Here is a 16537-nt window from a genome sequence, read left to right as displayed (position 1 = left end):
TGGAAAATCAAATAATCACTATAAAGATCAAGCATATCCATTTAATTCCCTCCCTAAAATTAAGGGCGGAATTCTAATGCTTTTTAGTCAAACTACAAGTTTATGTGCGTAACATGAGTAACTAAGATTATTATAAATTGCATTCCAATGTCAAAATTAATGGAAAATATCAAGATAAATTAAAATAGAAAGGCATAGGAGGGAATAATGAATGTGATGTTGTAATGATAATAGCCTGAACGTTGATGCCGCTCCTAAAAGATTGGAGCAGCTTCTTGAAGATCACTGTAAATGTTTTTTTAATAACTCATTGACTTGCTCGGGATCTGCCTTGCCTTTGGTTTGTTTCATAATTTGTCCAACGAAAAAGCCAAGTAATTTTTCCTTACCGGCGCGATACTCCGCCGCTTGTTGTTCATTTTTTTGGATTAATTGAATAATAAGTGCTTCTAATTCAGAGCTGTCTTGAGTTTGTTGATGCCCATCGCGTTGAATAATCAAATCGATATCTTCTTCCCCTTGCCATAACTTAGCAAAGATTTGTTTTGCACTATTCGTGGAAATCACTTTTTCTTGGAGTTTGCTCAGCAATAAAGCCATATTTTTTGCAGAGACAGGTGGTGCATCAAAAGATCCCTGCACTTCATTAAGTGCTGCTGAATAATGACTTTTCAGCCAGTTGATAATCAGTTTATCGGATAAGGAACTTGTTTTTATATCTTTATAAAATAAATAAATAGCAGGTGAGGATAGAAGAAAGTTAATGTCTTCATTGTTCAAGTCAGGGACTTGTTTAAGGCTTTGCTTAATCTGTTCGGGTAAATCAGGTAATTCGCGTTTAATTTCTGCTATTTGCATGCGAGTGATTTGAATCGGCAACAAATCGGGATCTGGGAAATACCGGTAATCATTCTCATTTTCTTTATCACGCATTGCATGCGTACTATTAGTATCCGGGTTATATAGTCTGGTTTCTTGGATAATTTTTCCACCACTTTCTAAAATATCTTGATGCCTTGCTTGTTCATAGGCAATGGCTTTTTCAATAAAACGAAAAGAATTAAGATTCTTTAACTCGGTGCGAGTACCTAAAGTGGCACTGCCTTTTTGTTTTAAAGATAAATTTACATCGCAGCGGAACGAGCCCTCTTGCATATTGCCGTCGCAAATCCCTAAAAAACGCACCAATTGGTGTAAGGTTTTCAGGTAAGTAACTGCCTCTTCGATAGAATAAAGGCAAGGCGTGGTCACTATTTCAAGAAGAGGGGTGCCTGCGCGGTTTAAGTCAATTCCAGTGTAGGAGCTATGATGTTCATGTAAGGATTTTCCGGCATCCTCCTCTAAATGAGCGCGATTAATCGTCACTAATTTTTTTGAACCGTCATCTAATTCAACTTCTAAACTTCCATTAGCTACAATAGGTTTTTGAAATTGACTAATTTGATAACCTTTGGGCAGATCTGGATAGAAATAATTTTTTCGCTCAAATATTGAACAATCATTAATATCTGCCTTTAACGCTAGGCCTAATTGAATAGCCATACGTACGGCTTCTTGATTCAAGACGGGAAGTACTCCTGGAAGCCCAGCATCAATAAAGCAAGTTTGTGAGTTCGCAGTAGACCCAAAAGTGGTCGATGCACCAGAGAAAAGTTTAGATTTTGTTTTTAATTGCGCATGTACTTCAAGCCCAATGACTAGATCCCATTCCATAAAAATCACCTTAAATCTGGAGTGGCAAGATGCCAATTAGTATTTTGTTGATATTGATGAGCCATGTTTAATAATTTTGCTTCGCTAAAATGAGCGCCCATCAATTGTAAACCAATGGGTAAATTGTGCTTAAATCCTGCTGGGATGGAAAGAGCAGGAAGTCCAGCTAGGTTGGCTGCCACAGTAAACACATCCGCGAGATAATTTTGGATAGGATCAGCATTATTCTCGCCAATTTTAAAAGCACAGCTAGGAGTGGTCGGCCCCAGAATGACATCTACTTTTTTTAAAGTATGTACTAATTCCTCTTGAATTAAACGCCGTATTTTTTGGGCTTGTAAATAGTAGGCATCAAAATAACCCGATGATAATACATGGGTGCCAGTGAGTATTCTGCGCTGGACTTCGGGACCAAAGCCTTCTGTACGTGATTGAGTAATAAGTTCTATTAAGGAATTTGATTTAACACTGCGGTGACCGAAGCGTAAACCATCATAACGAGAAAGATTGGATGATGCTTCTGCACAGGCTACCACGTAATAACAAGGAACCCAAAGTTCCTGTAATTTTAAATCAACCTCAATAATTTCAGCGCCTAAGTTTTTAAATACCTCAACCGCGGCAAGTATTGCTTTTTGAATGTCTATGTCCACTTGTGGTTGAAAAAAACAGCTTGGCAAGCCAATTTTAAATTGGTTTATTGGCGCGTTAAGTCCATTTAAATAATGCGGCGCTTTGGCTTCACTAGAGGTTGAATCCTTTGGATCAAAGCCTACTAACGCTTGGAGGATAATACTTAAATCTTCAGCACTTCGAGCTATAGGTCCTGCTTGATCAAGGCTTGAAGCATAAGCCACCATTCCATAACGTGACACCAACCCATAAGTAGGTTTGATTCCGCTAATACCGCAAAAAGCCGCGGGTTGACGGATAGAGCCCCCTGTATCCGAACCGATAGAATAGGGCACAAGACCTGCAGCCACTGCTGCAGCAGAACCACCAGAGGAGCCACCTGGAACTCGGGAATTATCCCATGGATTTTTTACTGGGCCGAAATAGCTGTTTTCATTGGTAGAGCCCATAGCAAATTCATCCATATTGGCTTTGGCAAGTAAGAGGGCTCCTTCTTCTTTTAGTCGATTGGCCACCGTTGCATTATAGGGGGCTGTAAAATGCTCTAACATTTTTGAACCACAGGTGGTACGCATTCTTGTGGTGCAAAATAAATCCTTCAGCGCCATGGGGATGCCAGTTAACGTTCTAGAATCGCCTGTTTTTAGTTGTTCATCGGCGTTTTTTGCTGTTTGTAAGGCATTCTCCTCATCAATACTAATAAATGCGTTTAAATTTTGATTATTATTAATTTTTCGGATGAAATGTTGAGTTAATTCGAAACTTGAAAATTCTTTCTTCTGTAATGCGTTGGCCAATTGAGCCAGTGATAATTGTTCCATTTTATTATTAACTCACTACTGGTAAAAAACATTAGAATAATTGTCGGTATATACCAAAAGACCGCGTGTTGCTCTTTTCGCGTTATCCAAAGTTAGAGGATATTTATTTTTCAGGTTCAATAACTTTGGGAACTAAATAAAGATTATCTTCAAAAAGGGGTGCTATAGCCTCTAATTCGGCAATACATTCTTCTTCAGTAACCACATCTTCCCTAAGACGTTGATGAAGGGCGAGTGGATGAAATAAAGGGGCAATACCTTGGGTATCAACAGAGCGTAACTGCTCTACAAAATCCATTATTGAATTAATCTCCTCATTTAATTGCGAGGTTAGATCGGTTGAGGTGTCTAAACATGCTAATTTGGCAATTTTTTCGAGATCTGTTTTAGAAAGAGTCATAATGGTATCAAAACAAAAAATTAATTCATTATATCGAGATCAAATGAAAAAAACAGTACTCCCTATAAAGATTGAAACAAATTTATAAGGAGTAGATAAATGGCTTAAGCAGGTACTAAACTCGGATTAGATAAATCATCCAGGCTTTCATTGTAGTCTTTTTTAGTCTTTGTAAATTTAGTTTCCTCTTGATAAAACCTATGTAAAGAACGTACTGTTTCTAAAGTACTAAGCGTGCAAAGGGTAATTCCAACAGGAGGTGCAATGAATAATAAAGTACTGGATAGCAAGATTGCTAAGAGACCAAGCAAAGCACTTTGCATGGCGATACTCGTATAAGCACGCATAAAGAAAGTAGAATTAATACGTTCTGGTTCCATAGCTAAAGCTGCTACATTTAATACTTTTTCTGCTGTAGCTAAATGTTCTTGTAATTTTTTACCCTGGTTTAAGTGCGCCTTATTAAAAAGAAAGGCTAAATTATGAACACGTTTTAATTGAATTCGAAGCTGATGAAGCTCATTTGGCGCAAAACCTGAGGGCTTATCTAAAATTTGATAGAGGGCATTTTCCATTTGAGCAATACGATTTAAGATGAACTTTAAATCATAATAATCTTCTTCAGCATCAGCATTTTTATCCTGCTTTAAAATAAGTGTGGCCCAAAATAGTTGATTTTTTTGCCAAACAGGATTATGAAATAGGTGACCTCTTTTTGAGCGGTGTTCTTCTGGCTCGCCAGTGCTTATTAAGCGTAAAGGAGGTAGAGCTAAGTCATGAAATCGAGGAAAAGCATGGCCTGCTTTACCGGCAATGATTTGCTTTCTTAAAGCTTCATTAATAATACCTTCATCATAGAGAAAATCGAGCGCTCTATCTTTACAAGTATAGGAAGCGCTACTATCAAAACCTTGCATAGTCATTTGCATGGTGACGTGAAAAGGGCGTAAGCGAGGTTTTCTTTGCTCTAATTGAGCTTTTTCTTTTTCGGCTAAATATCTAGTATAGCCATTTGCAGGAACGCCGCGCGCTGTTAGTTCTGCATTTAGCTCGGTTATTGCCTCTTGCTCCTTTTTCATACTTTCTTGGTAATTAGTCTGTAGACTTAGGAATTGTTTTTCGCTTAATTGAAAGCTAATACCTCGAAGCCCATTTCCATTAAGCGAGCGCATCGTTTCTTTAACTAAGATTCCGTGTCCATCTTGCAAGTCAATATTAAAACCTAAAATCCCTTTCAAGGTTTTAATTATAGGATCAGTAGTGGTACTTGGTTGGCTATAAAAACCAATACTATCAATAACTTCAATAGGAGAATCTTCAGCATCTTGCTTAGAAAAAATTAAAAAAGAATGGCCAAATGGATTAGCGCCAGCGTCCATATCCATAACGCTGTAGGTTACAAAAAATTTAGGAAAACTCATAGATTTAATAATTTAGATCGCAGGAAGATCAATAAATAAAAAAAGTGCCATATTATAGGACACTTTTTAACCTAAAACAATCTGTAATTAAAAGCGTAGAGACGCTTTAAGACGTTTAGGATTATTTAATAATGCTAAAGCGATATCAATAGAAGGCACTACTAAATCAGCAGCTAAAATAGCCTCTGTCGCTAATCCTTCATCACCTAAAATAGCAATTCCTAGTGCTGATTCTTTCAAGATAAACTGATCATTCCTGCCATTTCCTATTGCAACGGTCGCATTAGGATTTAATTGGTGTAGATAGTTTTGCTTAGTGATTCCCTGGTCTTCAGCGGGAGTGATCGTAAGGATACATCGAACATTGGCCAATTCTTGTTTAGCTGTGCCCATACCATCTCCCGTGATAATATGGATATCTAGATGCTCCGCCAGCTTATTTAATTGTTCTTCTATCCCATCAATTAATCGGCCATCAACCGCTAAGGTGCCGTTAAAATCAATCAAGGCATAGTGTAGATTGAGATCTGCAAATTTAGGTATTGAAATAGATATCATCTTAATCCCTTATAGAAGTAATCTGTTGAGTATAGATGATTTTCTTGCAGTACTACATTTTTACAGTAGAATGAAATGTAACTTAAAAAAGAAGCCCCAAGCCTAGACTATAAAAGTATTTACTAAATAATAGCGGATAGAACCATGTTGCAACAATATAAAACCCAAGGTGGTGTGAATGTTGAATTTATTCAACAGGAACTCGATTATCAACAAGGAATAGAATCCTTATTAGAACGTTTAGATTCACAACGTGGAGCACTGTTTGCTTCTAGCTTCCAATTTCCCGGACGCTATACCTGCTGGGACATCGGTTTTTATAATCCGCCTCTGGTAATTACTTGTAAACAAAATTACATCAACTTAGAAGCGTTAAATAGACGGGGTGAAATGCTTCTTGTCATTATTTATCCGCTACTTACCGAGCAAAACTATTTAGAAATCTGTTCTCAATCACAAAGCTTCTTACAGATTAAAATTAAAAATTCTGAGCAACTGTTTAGTGAGGAGGAGCGGAGCCGTCAGCCCTCGGTCTTCAGTATTATTCGCCTTTTACTTGCATTATTTAAATCTGATGACGAACTCTACTTAGGTTTATACGGTTCTTTTGGTTTTGATCTCATCCATCAATTTGAAGATTTACAACAATATAAGAATAGAGATAATGCACAAAGAGACATGGTGCTCTATTTTCCCGATGAGATCTTTGTTGTTAATCATCAAAAAGAAGAAGCTTTTGTCCGGCGTTATGATTTTCAATTTCAAGGAAAATCAACACAATCATTAGCGCGGGAAGGGGTCTATACAGTTTATTCTCCCACTAATAAACCCAAATTGGATTGCGATCATAAAGCGGGTGAATACGCAGAAATAGTGAATAAAGCGAAAGAGCGGTTCGCTTGTGGTGATCTATTTGAGGTGGTTCCCAGTCAAACCTTCTATACGCATTATACTGAAAAACCGTCGATGCTTTTCACCCAAATGAAAAAGCGTAATCCCTCGCCCTATGGATTTTTTATTAATTTAGGTGAAGAGGAATATTTAGTTGGGGCATCTCCTGAGATGTATGTTCGGGTTACTGGTAATAGAGTAGAAACCTGTCCTATTTCTGGGACTATAAAACGAGGTGCAGACGCTATTGAAGACGCTAATAACATCCAAATTTTGCTTGACTCCGAGAAGGAAGAGTCCGAACTGACCATGTGTACGGATGTTGATAGAAATGATAAATCGCGCATTTGTGAGGCAGGCAGTGTTCGGGTTATTGGTCGACGCCAAATAGAGATGTATTCACGAGTGATTCATACGGTTGATCATGTTGAAGGTGTTTTACGTGAAGGATTTGATTCCGTTGATGCTTTTTTAACGCATATGTGGGTGGTAACAGTTACCGGTGCCCCTAAATTATGGGCTTTAAATTTTATTGAACAACATGAGAAATCACCACGTAGATGGTATGCAGGTGCTGTGGGCTGGTTTGGCTTTAATGGAAATTTAAATACGGGATTAGTTTTAAGAACGGTACGTTTAGAAAAAGGAATTGCAGAAATTCGTGTGGGTGCTACTTTATTGTATGATTCAATTCCTGAGTTAGAAGAAGAGGACACTCGTTTAAAAGCCTCTGCTTTTTTAGAGATTTTACATAATCCAGGAAAGAACCATGTTCCATTTAACTTTACCTTACCTAACCCAGGACAAGGAAAAGCTATTTTACTAATCGATCATCAAGATTCTTTTGTTCACACCTTGGCAAATTATTTACGACAAACGGGCGCTACAGTTACGACCATTCGCTATGATCGGGCCTTAAATTATTTAAAAACCAACCATTATGATTTAGTGGTACTCTCGCCTGGGCCTGGCAAACCGGCCGATTTTCAGTTATCACAGACTATCGATGAGGTGCTGATCCAAAAAATTCCTTTATTTGGCGTTTGCTTGGGTTTACAAGGAATTATTGAATATTTTGGTGGAGATTTAGATATATTAAAATATCCTATGCATGGAAAACGCTCAATTATAAAGGTCCTAGATAAGGCTTCTCTTTTTGCCGGTCTTGGTGAAGAGTTTGAGGCTGGTCGGTATCACTCTTTGCATGCGCGCCTATCTACAATTCCAGGGGTTTTAGCGGTTACAGCAATGAGTGATGATGGGGTCGTCATGGCTATTGCTCATAAACATCTACCGATTCAAGCAGTGCAATTTCATCCCGAAACAATCTTATCTTTAAAAAATCAGGCTGGGATAAAAATTATTGTTAATTTAATGGACATGGTGAAATAAAATGACTAAACGAGTGCTGATGCTGTATGTTATTTCTGCTCTCTTAGGTTTACTAACCGGAGTAATTGCCTCGTTATTTCAAGCTGCCATTGCTCAATTTGATAGTCTTCTTGCACTTTTTTTTGCCTGGATAAAACAACATGAACTGCCGGTAGGGTTATGTTCTGCTTTGGTCTCTATGGTCATGCTTTTTTTAGCTTGGCTTGCTGTATATTATATTGCTCCCGAGTCCTCAGGAAGTGGGGTTCCTGAAATTGAAGGAGCTTTGCTTCATAAACGCCCAATCTATTGGAAGCGCTTATTACCAGTCAAATTCTTTGGCGGTATCTTATCATTGTCCGCTAAAATGGTAATGGGCCGGGAAGGACCGACTATTCAAATTGGTGGTAATTTAGGGAAGATGTTAGGCGATTTCTTTCATTTACCTTTACGACGCAGCGATACTCTGGTTGCCGCAGGCTCTGCGGCAGGTTTAGCGGCGGCTTTTAACGCGCCCTTAGCTGGCGTATTGTTTATTATGGAAGAAATGCGTAATCAATTTAATTATTCGTTTACTAATTTTAAAATGGTGGTGATCTGCTGTGTAATGGCCACAATTACAATGCAATTTTTTATGGGCTCGGCACCTTCAATTCAAATGCAGATATTTGCATTACCCAGTTTAAATTCTTTATGGCTATTCCTTGTATTTGGTTTGTTAGTTGGTCTAGTTGGGCTAATTTTTAATAAGACTTTGATGTGGATTGTTAATCAATTAGGTCAGTTGAGTCTTTTACAGAAAATGATTTATGTCCTTTTAGTAGGGCTGTTAATTGGCTACTTGGCGGCAACTTATCCCGGGAGTGTGGGAGGTGGTTATTTAATTATTAGTCAATCTTTAAGTATTTCTCCCGCGATGTCTCTTTTATGCATTTTATTAGTAGTGCGTTTTATTACTACGATGCTCTCTTACTCCACTGGCGTCCCCGGCGGTTTTTTTGCGCCAATGCTTGCTTTAGGAACTTTATTAGGGTTGTTTTTTGCTGATCTAATTACTTATATACTACCCAATACAGGTATCCATCCGGGAATGTTTGCTGTAGCAGGTATGGGAGCCCTATTTGCTGCTTGTATTCGCTCACCCATTACGGGCGTTGTTTTAGTGGTTGAAATGACCCAAAACTACTCGTTAATTTTGCCCTTAATGATAACCTGTATTACCTCTACCACCATTGTGCAGTTAGCAAGAAACAAGCCTATATATACGCAGCTGTTAGATAGGACATTAAAATTAGAGGGGAGTAATCCTCAGTAAGAGAGTGGATTGGTGTAAATTTAACCTCTTTTGAGAGCAAGCTATCTTTTATTAAAGAATTACACGAAGACAATAAATTTGCGTTCGTATATTACATTAAATCCTGTACTATTAATCCGCTTTTTATATTTATTATGGTCGTTGAATGACAAAATTTAATCATCAGAATGCTTATGCATGGTTATTTATTATACCTCAATTATTAGTTACCCTTGTTTTTTTTATTTGGCCAGCATGGAGTGCTCTATCTCAATCTTTTTTTTATACTGATGCCTTTGGTTTGCATCAACATTTCGCAGGCTTTACAAATTTTTCTGATCTGTTAAATGATCCAGCTTATGCTAAAGCGGTCTATGTTACATTTATCATTGCTGTTAGTGTGACCTTATTAACGATGAGCCTAGGGTTAACGATAGCGAGCCTAGTCAATAGTCGCACTAAAAGCCAAGGTATGTATAAAACCTTCCTCATTTGGCCTTACGCGATTGCGCCTGCGGTAGCGGGTATTTTATGGCGTTTTTTATGTCATCCCACTTTAGGGTGGCTAACCCATGGTTTAAATTATTTAGGCATTCAGTTTGATTATGTTAATAATGCAAATCAAGCCTTATTGGTGGTGATATTAACTGCTAGTTGGCAGCAATTTAGTTACAATTTCCTTTTTTATTTTGCCGCGTTACGAGCTGTTCCGCGCAGTTTAATTGATGCTGCCATCATCGATGGAGCAGGGCCTTGGCAGCGCTTTTGGCACATTGTTTTTCCTTTATTGTCTCCTACTACTTTTTTTCTATTATTAATGAATTTAATTTATGGGTTTTTTGATACATTTGGCATTATCCAGGTGTTAACTCACGGCGGGCCGGGTAACAGTACGACCAATCTAATTTACAAAGTTTATCAAGACGGTTTTGAGGGGATGGACTTAGGTAGTTCTTCTGCTCAGTCAGTTATGCTGATGATCTTAGTGGGAATTATTTCCTTAATTCAGTTTAAATATTTGGAAAAAAAGGTGCATTACGAATGAAATTAGTTAATAAAACGCTTGTGCATCTTTTTTTAATGGCCTTCGTTGCTCTAATGTTACTTCCTCTCTATCTAGCCATTATTGCAGCCAGTAATGAGGGCGCCTTAATGATGCAAACTCAATTGCCTTTTATTCCAGGAGTATCCTTTTTTAAAAATATGAGCAGTGTCTTAACTAAGGGGCTCGCTGTGACAGGTGGTGAACCTATTACTCGCATGCTGTGTAATAGTCTTATAATGGCCCTTGGCATCACCTGCGGAAAAATTATTCTGGCTTTAACCTCTGCTTTTGCGTTGGTTTATTTCGACTTTCCGTTTAAGAAAATTTGTTTTGCCCTAATCTTTGCTACAATGATGTTACCGGTTGAAGTAAGAATTCTGCCTACTTTTCAGGTTATTGCCTCTTTTGGTTTACTTAATTCATTTTCAGGCTTGACTTTACCCCTGTTAGCTTCAGCGACTGGAACTTTTTTATTTCGGCAGTTTTTTAAGACCATTCCGGCAGAACTAGTTGATGCCTCAAAGTTAGATGGTGCAGGTCCTATTCGTTTTTTCTGGGATGTTGTTTTACCCTTATCGAAACCACAGATTGCGGCTTTATTTGTTATCTTATTTGTTTATGGTTGGAATCAATATTTATGGCCCTTGGTTATCACCACCGAGACTAAAATGTCTACTATTGTGATGGGAATCCGCTATTTGGCTGGAGTAGCTGATCAAGTTCCCGAATGGCATTATATTATGGCAGTGGCCCTAATTGCCTTAATCCCTCCTTGTTTAGTAGTTCTCTTAACGCAGCGTTGGTTTGAAAAAGGATTACAGTAGTATGGCTACAGTAAATTTAATAGAAGTAGGTAAAAAAGTAGGGGCTAATACTATTTTAAATTCGGTGAGCCTAACGATTAAAAAAGGCGAATTTATGGCTGTAGTGGGACCGTCTGGTTGCGGAAAATCAACCTTGTTACGGTTAATTGCCGGCCTTGAAAATCTAAGTGCAGGCAAGATATTAATTAATGAACAATGCGTTAATAATACTCCTGCGGCGAAACGAGATATGGCCATGGTCTTTCAAAATTATGCTCTTTATCCGCATATGAGTGTTTTTGATAATATGGCTTATGGTTTAAAAATGCGTCGTTTTACTAAAAACGAGATTAATCAGAGAGTCATAGATGCTGCTAAATTATTACAATTAACTCCTTATTTAGAGCGAAAACCTGCGGCCTTATCGGGGGGGCAAAGACAGCGTGTTGCTATGGGCAGAGCTATTGTGCGTTCGCCGGCTGTATTTTTGTTCGACGAACCTTTATCTAATCTCGATGCTAAACTAAGAACAGAAATGCGCCATGAAATAAAAAAATTGCATCAAAAGCTTAATACAACTAGTTTATATGTAACCCATGATCAAACAGAAGCCATGACAATGGCTGAGCGTGTATTGGTATTAAACCAAGGCCGGGTAGAACAAATAGGAACACCTCAGGAGCTCTATCAAAAACCCGAGACCTTGTTTGTGGCCGGCTTTACTGGACACTATCCGATTAATTTTTTATCAGCGGTATTCGATAAAACGGCCCAAAGGATCACGACACAGATGGGAGTAGCTTACCAGGTACCTAATGGGTTTGAGTCAATTAATGATGGCACTGAGTTAGTATTGGCCATTAGGCCAGAACATGTACAGTATTTAGCTAAAAGAATTGATCAAGCTATTGAATTAAAATTAGAATTTGTTGATGATATGGGTGCTGATAAATTAATTCAAGCACGGTGCACTAAAAATAATGAACGTATAAATTTACGTATTCCAGCTGATTATCCATTTTCAGATGAGCTTTTTTATGTAGATTTACCCTTAATGAAGATACATATTTTTGAACAAAAATCAGGAAGACGTATGGGAGGATGGCATGGCTAAAGTGAAAGATAAATTAAGACCTATTGATGCTCCTATATATAGTATATGGCAAGCCCTTTATTTATCTTTTTTTTCCATCCGGCTTTATATTGATGTGGGTAAACGATGGACTGGTTATGGTATCCGTTACTTGCTTTTATTAATTGCCTTATGGTCAATTCCTATGGCCGTTAAGATGGGGATTGATTTTAATCAGACCTTTAATCAACAATTAATTGAGCCTTTATCTATTATTCCCACTATTTATATTCAAAATGGTCAAGCTAGTTTTGATAAGCCTATGCCTTATTTGATTAAAAACAAAAAGGGTGAGGTCGTTTTGATTGTCGACACTACGGGGAAAGTTAATGACTTTACCAGTGAATATCCTAAGCTTACTGTTCTTATTAATAAAGATAAAGTAGCTTTCCGGATGCCAGGTATTCCTATATTAGGAGAGGCTCCAAAAACTGAGCACAATAAACCACTAATCCAATCGTTTAACAAAGGAGATAACCTGGTTTTTAATGGTAAGCAAATAGTAGCCCAAAACTCGTTCTCTCAGTGGAAAATTGCAGCTCAACTGATGATTTATCCTCTCGTTTTTTCTGTATTTTTTGGGATGTTTTTATTTATGTTTTTGGTGTTTGGTTTTCTCGGACAATTGTTTGCGCGGATATTCTTTTCTTTCCATATTACAGTGAAAACCTCAGCAAGATTATTAATGGTTGCTACTACACCCATGATGCTTACTTTACTAATTATGGAGTTGGCTAATCTTCTTTTCCCAGGCTTTGGCTTTTTATTAGTTGTAATCCTGGCTGCTTATTTTTCTTTTGCTGTCTTTGCTTTTAAATCGGAGAGCAGGCGGATGGTGAATCTATGAGAGAACTAATCCATTTTGCACATGGCAATGGATTTCCTTCTCCCTGTTATAAACAGTTATTGGATTGTTTAGGACAGCGTTATGATTGTTGTTATATAGATCGAGTGGGTCATGATCCGCGCTATCCGGTGGAGGAAAACTGGCAGAAACTTGTAGAGCAAGTCGTAATGAGTATTGAAACTCAAGCGAGTCAACCTGTTATTGCGGTGGGGCATTCCTTAGGCGGCGTATTAAGTCTTTTAGCAGCGATCGAAGCTCCTTCCTTATTTAAGGCGGTGGTCATGTTAGATTCGCCCCTAATTGGTCCTTTTAAATCACAGATGGTACGCTTGGCTAAAGCATTAGGAGTCATTGATCGAATCACTCCAGCTTTTCGTACTAAAGGGCGGCGTGAGTACTGGCAGGATAAAAAACAATTAATTGATTATTTGAAAACACGCGACTTATTTAAAACCTTTACCGATCAGTGTCTGGATGATTATATTAATTATGGTTTAGAGCAAAGAAGTGATGGTTATTATCTACGCTTTGATCGTCATATAGAATACCAAATATATCGCACCATTCCCCATACTATCCCTAAACTTAGTGGTCAATTAACCATTCCTACGGCTTTAATTTATGGTGACAAAACTACAGTGGTTGATAAATTGGATAGACGCTATATGCGTACCCATTTTGGTATTAAAACCTTTCGGATTAAAGGCACTCATTTATTTCCTATGGAAAATCCGAAGGCTGTGGCAGCGCAGGTTTTTACGGCCATTGATGCTATAGTTAAAAGAGAACCATCTGTAAAGAAGCATGATTCAGTTAGACATCACGTTCGATAGTTAATCGCTTATTTTTCCGCTGTTAATGAGGCAAATAAAAAGGAGATCATTGTGCTAGATGCCATTTTAATACTTGCAGTAATTGGTGCTATGGGGCTACTACTCACTCGCCAAGCTGCTATTTCTGTTTGGGCAATAAGTTTTGCTTTATTACTAGGTTTAGTAATGAAATATGCAAATCCAAGTGGATTTTCTTTAACTTTACTTTGTTGTTTAGAAGTCATTTTTATTATTGGGGCAATTAAACCTTTAAGACGAGAGCTGCTATCGCGACATCTTTTTAAAGTCATAAAAAAGGCCATGCCTACTATGTCAGCCACAGAACGTGATGCTTTAGAAGCTGGTACCGTCAGTTGGGAGGGGGATATTTTTAGTGGTGCCCCTGATTTTTCTGTTTTAAGAAGCGCCCCTACTGTTTCACTCACCGAAGAAGAGCAAGCATTTATAGATGGCCCAGTAAACACCTTATGCTCTATGTTGGATGATTGGGATATCACTCATAACCGTACTGATTTGCCACCTGAAATATGGCAATTTATTAAAAGTAATCGTTTTTTAGGAATGATCATTCCCAAACAATATGGGGGGCTTGAATTTTCCGCTACGGCGCAAATGTCTATTCTAGTCAAAATTTATGGCCGTTCTGTATCTACGGCAACTACTATTTCTGTACCCAATTCTTTAGGCCCAGGTGAATTGCTATTGAAGTATGGAACTGAAGAGCAGAAGAACTATTACCTACCTCGCTTAGCTGATGGCCGAGAAATACCTTGTTTTGCTTTGACAGGTCCTAATGCAGGTTCTGATGCGGCTTCTATTCCTGATATTGGTATTGTTTGTAAGCAAGAATTTAATGGTCTTGAAACTCTAGGGGTACGTTTAAACTGGGATAAACGCTATATAACTCTTTGTCCGGTGGCGACAGTGATTGGTTTAGCTTTTCGGATGTTTGATCCTGAGAATTTATTAGGAAAAGGCGACGATGTGGGGATTAGTTGTGCCTTAATTCCTGCAACAACTCCTGGTATTACCAAAGGCCGACGACATTATCCACTCAATGCAGCTTTTTTAAATGGGCCAACGCAAGGCAAGGACGTATTTATTCCGATGGATTATTTAATCGGTGGCGCAAGTATGGCAGGCCAAGGCTGGATGATGCTTATGGAGTGTTTAAGTGCTGGACGGGCGATTTCCCTTCCCTCGAGTGCCAATGGTGGCGGTCAAGTTGTAGCTCTTGCATCTGGTGCTTATGCGCGTATTCGTCGTCAATTTAATCAACCGATCGGGCGGTTTGAGGGAATAGAAGAACCCTTAGCTCGTATTGCAGGACATGCGTATATTATAGATTCCGCTTTGACTATGGCTGCTGCTGCCATTGATCATGGTGCTAAACCCTCCGTCGCTGGTGCGATTCTTAAATACCATACGACAGAATTGGCTCGTCATATCGCTAATGATGCGATGGATATTCATGGAGGTAAGGGTATTTGTCTCGGCCCTAATAATTATCTTGGTAGGGGTTATCAATATTCACCTATTGGTATCACCGTGGAAGGTGCTAATATTCTAACGCGAAGCTTAATAATCTTCGGTCAAGGGGCAATTCGTTGTCATCCTTATGTATTTAAAGAAATGGAAAGTGCGCGAAATAATGACTTAGTCGAATTTGATAAGGCATTTTTTGGCCATATGGGTTTTATCTTTGCTAACCTTACTCAATCGATAGTTTTTGCGTGGACTGACGCACGTTTCACTAAAGCGCCAACGTCTAGTGTCAAACGCTATTATCAACTAATCCATAAATACAGCGCCAATTTAGCTTTTTTGGCTGACTTCTCTATGGCCGTATTAGGGAGCAAATTAAAACGGAAGGAGAAATTATCAGCTCGCTTAGGCGATATGCTAAGCTCCTTATATTTAACCTCAGCTGTTTTAAAACGTTTTTATGAAGATGGTGAGCCAGAAGCCGATTTAGCGTTAGTAGAGTGGTGTTGCCAACAATTATTACATGAATGCGAAAAAGCTATGCATGGAGTCATTGTTAATTTTCCAGTTTCCTGGGCACGTGTAGCACTTCATATTATTCTTAAGCCTCTAGGGATTCAACGTTATAAGCCAAAAGATATCCTAGGCCGAACATTAGCACGCATGCTCACTGAGCCCAATGAAACCCGCTCACGCTTAACTCGATTGGTGTATAAAAATCCAGATCCTTGTTGTCCGGTAGGCCGAATGGAAGAGGCTTTTCATAAAATTTGTGCGGTCGAAGACTTAGAGAAAAAACTTTTTAAATCGGCAAAAGAGCGCGGTTTACACGCTTTGCGCTTAACTGATTTAATTAATGAGGCGCTTCAATTAGAAATTATAACGGCTGAAGAGGCGACCCAATTGCGGGATGCTGAGGCAGCTCGCCAATCAGTGATTAAAGTAGATGATTTTGCTGATGATGAGCTTAGAAGACCCAATCTTGAGCACCAATCTAAAAAGAAATTTCAAGTAAAGAAAGACGAGGAGTCTGAGCCTGCTTGAGAACCGCTTTCATAGCGAGCGTTAAAGCATTCATGGTTAGATATAGGAAGGGATTCTATGCATTTGCATAGAATCCGTCTTCCCTTTGCAAATAAGTTATAACTGCTATTTAATGCTCAAAGGTAGTTTGATATAGGCGCGGATTTTTAGACGAAAAAAAGGTATTTTTAAGAGCTATTCTTCTAATATAAGAGGGGAATAGAATGACCAAAAAGCGAAATTATTACACTGCATCAAAAAAATCAA

Annotated in this window: 13 protein-coding genes; 8 read left to right on the top strand and 5 right to left on the bottom strand. The window is 38.4% G+C overall.

The genetic code is table 11. The features are described 5' to 3' along the window. Nucleotides 1-282: 282 nt before the first annotated feature. The 5 genes from gatB to ELY15_RS07895 form a co-directional block, all read right to left on the bottom strand. Nucleotides 283-1713: an Asp-tRNA(Asn)/Glu-tRNA(Gln) amidotransferase subunit GatB gene (gene gatB / locus ELY15_RS07915; RefSeq protein ID WP_127099126.1), complete on the bottom strand. Its 1431-nt coding sequence runs from the start codon at nucleotides 1711-1713 to the stop codon at nucleotides 283-285. A 5-nt stretch (nucleotides 1714-1718) separates the two neighbouring features. Further along, nucleotides 1719-3167 carry an Asp-tRNA(Asn)/Glu-tRNA(Gln) amidotransferase subunit GatA gene (gene gatA / locus ELY15_RS07910; RefSeq protein WP_127099125.1) on the bottom strand — a complete coding sequence of 483 codons (1449 nt, stop codon included), beginning with the start codon at nucleotides 3165-3167 and terminating at the stop codon, nucleotides 1719-1721. A 103-nt stretch (nucleotides 3168-3270) separates the two neighbouring features. Beyond that, nucleotides 3271-3567, bottom strand: a complete 297-nt coding sequence (gene gatC, locus ELY15_RS07905) for an Asp-tRNA(Asn)/Glu-tRNA(Gln) amidotransferase subunit GatC (RefSeq protein WP_127099124.1) — start codon at nucleotides 3565-3567, stop codon at nucleotides 3271-3273. Nucleotides 3568-3671: 104 nt separating this feature from the next. Beyond that, a complete protein-coding gene (locus ELY15_RS07900; protein WP_127099123.1) occupies nucleotides 3672-4988 on the bottom strand; it encodes a hypothetical protein in 1317 nt (438 codons plus the stop codon). 87 nt (nucleotides 4989-5075) lie between these two features. Further along, nucleotides 5076-5546, bottom strand: coding sequence for an HAD family hydrolase (locus tag ELY15_RS07895; RefSeq protein ID WP_127099122.1), 471 nt, complete (start codon nucleotides 5544-5546; stop codon nucleotides 5076-5078). A 144-nt stretch (nucleotides 5547-5690) separates the two neighbouring features. On the opposite strand from ELY15_RS07895, the gene ELY15_RS07890 reads away from it, so the two are divergent. The 8 genes from ELY15_RS07890 to ELY15_RS07855 all read left to right on the top strand — a co-directional run bounded on the left by ELY15_RS07890 (nucleotide 5691) and on the right by ELY15_RS07855 (nucleotide 16291). Further along, nucleotides 5691-7829 carry an anthranilate synthase component I gene (locus ELY15_RS07890; RefSeq protein WP_127099121.1) on the top strand — a complete coding sequence of 713 codons (2139 nt, stop codon included), beginning with the start codon at nucleotides 5691-5693 and terminating at the stop codon, nucleotides 7827-7829. A 1-nt stretch (nucleotide 7830) separates the two neighbouring features. Then, nucleotides 7831-9123, top strand: coding sequence for a H(+)/Cl(-) exchange transporter ClcA (gene clcA / locus ELY15_RS07885; protein WP_127099120.1), 1293 nt, complete (start codon nucleotides 7831-7833; stop codon nucleotides 9121-9123). Nucleotides 9124-9268: 145 nt separating this feature from the next. Next, nucleotides 9269-10147: an ABC transporter permease subunit gene (locus tag ELY15_RS07880; protein WP_127099119.1), complete on the top strand. Its 879-nt coding sequence runs from the start codon at nucleotides 9269-9271 to the stop codon at nucleotides 10145-10147. Then, nucleotides 10144-10971: a sn-glycerol-3-phosphate ABC transporter permease UgpE gene (gene ugpE / locus ELY15_RS07875; protein ID WP_127099118.1), complete on the top strand. Its 828-nt coding sequence runs from the start codon at nucleotides 10144-10146 to the stop codon at nucleotides 10969-10971. The genes ELY15_RS07880 and ugpE overlap by 4 nt, the downstream gene beginning before the upstream one ends. 1 nt (nucleotide 10972) lies before the next feature. Continuing rightward, the gene (locus tag ELY15_RS07870; protein ID WP_127099117.1) at nucleotides 10973-12064 is read left to right on the top strand and encodes an ABC transporter ATP-binding protein; all 1092 of its coding nucleotides are present in this window, start codon (nucleotides 10973-10975) and stop codon (nucleotides 12062-12064) included. Further along, complete coding sequence (locus tag ELY15_RS07865) at nucleotides 12057-12929, top strand: DUF1189 family protein (protein ID WP_127099116.1); 873 nt, start codon at nucleotides 12057-12059, stop codon at nucleotides 12927-12929. Before ELY15_RS07870 ends, ELY15_RS07865 begins: the two co-directional genes overlap by 8 nt. Beyond that, nucleotides 12926-13762 (top strand): alpha/beta fold hydrolase, encoded by an 837-nt coding sequence (locus ELY15_RS07860; protein ID WP_127099115.1) that lies wholly within the window; start codon nucleotides 12926-12928, stop codon nucleotides 13760-13762. Before ELY15_RS07865 ends, ELY15_RS07860 begins: the two co-directional genes overlap by 4 nt. A gap of 51 nt (nucleotides 13763-13813) precedes the next feature. Further along, nucleotides 13814-16291, top strand: coding sequence for an acyl-CoA dehydrogenase (locus tag ELY15_RS07855; protein WP_127099114.1), 2478 nt, complete (start codon nucleotides 13814-13816; stop codon nucleotides 16289-16291). Nucleotides 16292-16537: the final 246 nt, after the last annotated feature.

This window comes from Legionella sp. km772 (genome assembly GCF_003989735.1).
GTDB lineage: Bacteria > Pseudomonadota > Gammaproteobacteria > Legionellales > Legionellaceae > Legionella.
Note: the sequence above shows the minus strand (reverse complement) of the source record. Positions and strands in the feature narration are given on the sequence as shown.

What these genes read in the sequence shown, in the direction of transcription:
- ugpE (WP_127099118.1), top strand. Translation starts at nt 10,144, where the DNA reads ATGAAATTAGTTAATAAAACGCTTGTGCATCTTTTTTTAATGGCCTTC.
- ELY15_RS07870 (WP_127099117.1), top strand. Translation starts at nt 10,973, where the DNA reads ATGGCTACAGTAAATTTAATAGAAGTAGGTAAAAAAGTAGGGGCTAAT.
- clcA (WP_127099120.1), top strand. Translation starts at nt 7,831, where the DNA reads ATGACTAAACGAGTGCTGATGCTGTATGTTATTTCTGCTCTCTTAGGT.
- ELY15_RS07890 (WP_127099121.1), top strand. Translation starts at nt 5,691, where the DNA reads ATGTTGCAACAATATAAAACCCAAGGTGGTGTGAATGTTGAATTTATT.
- ELY15_RS07865 (WP_127099116.1), top strand. Translation starts at nt 12,057, where the DNA reads ATGGCTAAAGTGAAAGATAAATTAAGACCTATTGATGCTCCTATATAT.
- ELY15_RS07880 (WP_127099119.1), top strand. Translation starts at nt 9,269, where the DNA reads ATGACAAAATTTAATCATCAGAATGCTTATGCATGGTTATTTATTATA.
- ELY15_RS07860 (WP_127099115.1), top strand. Translation starts at nt 12,926, where the DNA reads ATGAGAGAACTAATCCATTTTGCACATGGCAATGGATTTCCTTCTCCC.
- ELY15_RS07895 (WP_127099122.1), bottom strand. Translation starts at nt 5,546, where the DNA reads ATGATATCTATTTCAATACCTAAATTTGCAGATCTCAATCTACACTAT.
- ELY15_RS07900 (WP_127099123.1), bottom strand. Translation starts at nt 4,988, where the DNA reads ATGAGTTTTCCTAAATTTTTTGTAACCTACAGCGTTATGGATATGGAC.
- gatC (WP_127099124.1), bottom strand. Translation starts at nt 3,567, where the DNA reads ATGACTCTTTCTAAAACAGATCTCGAAAAAATTGCCAAATTAGCATGT.
- gatB (WP_127099126.1), bottom strand. Translation starts at nt 1,713, where the DNA reads ATGGAATGGGATCTAGTCATTGGGCTTGAAGTACATGCGCAATTAAAA.
- gatA (WP_127099125.1), bottom strand. Translation starts at nt 3,167, where the DNA reads ATGGAACAATTATCACTGGCTCAATTGGCCAACGCATTACAGAAGAAA.